The following is a 2538-nucleotide window of genomic DNA, read 5'->3' on the forward strand; positions in this document are numbered from 1 at the left end:
GAGGATCGGGTCGACCCCCTGGAACTTGGCGAACGGGAAGATCGCTTCCTTGACCGAGTAATAGTCCGGCACGATTTCCTTGGTCGCGCCCTGCTCGGCCAGGGTCTTGCCGGCCATGCAGCGGGCGGCGATCTTGGCCAGCGCCATGCCGGTGGCCTTGGACACGAACGGCACGGTGCGCGAGGCACGCGGGTTCACTTCCAGCAGGTAGACGATGTCATTGCCATCGTCGCCGACCTGGATGGCGAACTGGGTGTTCATCAGGCCGACCACGTTCAGGGCCTTGGCCAGCTCGACCACCTGACGGCGCAGCTCGGCCTGGGTCTCGGCCGACAGCGAGTACGGCGGCAGCGAGCAGGACGAGTCACCCGAATGCACACCGGCTTCCTCGATGTGCTCCATCACGCCGCCGATCAGCACGTTGCCGTCCTTGTCGGCAATGATGTCCACATCCACTTCCACGGCGTTGTCGAGGAAACGATCCAGCAGCACCGGCGAGTCGTTGGACACCTTGACCGCATCGCGCACGTAGCGCGCCAGGTCGGATTCGCCGTACACGATTTCCATCGCGCGGCCGCCCAGCACGTAGCTCGGGCGCACCACCAGCGGGTAGCCGATCTCACGGGCCAGCAGCAGGGCTTCCTGGTCGTTGCGCGCGATGCGGTTCGGCGGCTGCTTCAGGCCGAGCGAGTCGACCAGCTGCTGGAAACGCTCGCGGTCTTCGGCGAGGTCGATCGAGTCCGGCGAGGTGCCGATCACCGGCACACCGTTGGCTTCCAGCGCGCGTGCCAGCTTCAGCGGGGTCTGGCCGCCGTACTGCACGATCACGCCCTTGGGCTGTTCCAGCTCGACGATTTCCAGCACGTCTTCCAGCGTCAGCGGCTCGAAGTACAGGCGGTCGGAGGTGTCGTAGTCGGTGGAGACGGTTTCCGGGTTGCAGTTGACCATGATGGTTTCAAAGCCATCATCGCGCAGCGCCAGTGCCGCATGCACGCAGCAGTAGTCGAACTCGATGCCCTGGCCGATGCGGTTCGGACCGCCGCCCAGAATCATGATCTTGTCGCGATTGCTCGGCGCCGCTTCGCACTCGTCCTCGTAGGTCGAGTACAGGTAGGCGGTGCTGGTGGCGAACTCGGCGGCGCAGGAGTCCACGCGCTTGTACACCGGGCGCACCTTGTGGGCGCGGCGCAGCGCGCGCACGGCGGCTTCGTTGGTGCCGGTCAGCTCGGCCAGGCGGGCATCGGAGAAGCCGGCGCGCTTGAGCGTGCGCAGACGGGCGGCGTCCAGCGCGTCGATGCCATCGGCGGCGAGCTGGATTTCGGCCTGGATGATTTCTTCGATCTGATCCAGGAACCACGGGTCGATGTGCGACAGCGCGAAGACGTCCTCGACGCTGAAACCGGCACGGAACGCGTCACCGACGAAGAACAGGCGCTCCGGGCCCGGAGCCTTCAGTTCGCGCTTGAGCGTGGTGATGTCGTCTTCATTGGCCAGGTCCAGGCCGGTCGGGTCCAGGCCGATCTTGCCGGTTTCCAGGCCACGCAGCGCCTTCTGCAGGGATTCCTGGAAGGTGCGGCCCATCGCCATCACCTCGCCCACCGACTTCATCTGGGTGGTCAGACGGGCGTCGGCGGCCGGGAACTTCTCGAACGCGAAGCGCGGGATCTTGGTGACGACGTAATCGATGGACGGCTCGAACGAGGCCGGGGTGAGCCCGCCGGTGATTTCGTTGCGGAGTTCATCCAGGGTGTAACCCACGGCCAGCTTGGCAGCGACCTTGGCGATCGGGAAGCCGGTGGCCTTGGAGGCCAGCGCCGAGGAACGCGACACGCGCGGGTTCATTTCGATCACCACCACGCGGCCGGTGGTCGGGCTGATGCCGAACTGCACGTTCGAGCCGCCGGTGTCCACGCCGATCTTGCGCAGCACGGCGATGGAGGCATCGCGCAGGCGCTGGTATTCCTTGTCGGTCAGGGTCTGCGCCGGGGCCACGGTGATCGAGTCGCCGGTGTGCACGCCCATCGGATCGAGGTTCTCGATCGAGCAGACGATGATGCAGTTGTCGGCGGTGTCACGCACCACCTCCATCTCGAATTCCTTCCAGCCCAGCACCGATTCCTCGACCAGCACCTCGGTGGTCGGCGACAGTTCCAGACCGCGGGTGACGATGTCGACCAGCTCTTCGCGGTTGTAGGCGATACCGCCACCGCTGCCACCCAGGGTGAAGCTCGGGCGGATGATGGTCGGGTAGCCGACGCGGGTCTGGATCTCGATCGCTTCTTCCAGCGTGTGAGCGACGGCCGCCTTCGGGCATTCCAGGCCGATTTCCCCCATCGCCACGCGGAACAGCTCGCGGTCTTCGGCCATGCGGATCGCGTCGCGCTTGGCGCCGATCAGTTCGACGTTGTACTTCTCCAGCACGCCATTGTCGGCCAGGTCCAGCGCGCAGTTCAGCGCGGTCTGGCCGCCCATCGTCGGCAGCAGCGCGTCGGGCTTTTCCTTGGCGATGATCTTTTCGACCGTCTGACAGTTAGATCG

The 2538-nt window shown here is 65.6% G+C and carries 1 protein-coding gene; it reads right to left on the reverse strand.

Annotation, left to right across the window (positions count from 1 at the left end):
- The coding region (gene carB, locus ACPEH1_RS20420; protein ID WP_423716309.1) for a carbamoyl-phosphate synthase large subunit at positions 1-2538 on the reverse strand (2538 nt) is incomplete at both ends.

The organism is Stenotrophomonas sp. NPDC077421, assembly GCF_049545505.1.
In the GTDB taxonomy this organism is placed as follows: domain Bacteria; phylum Pseudomonadota; class Gammaproteobacteria; order Xanthomonadales; family Xanthomonadaceae; genus Stenotrophomonas; species Stenotrophomonas nematodicola.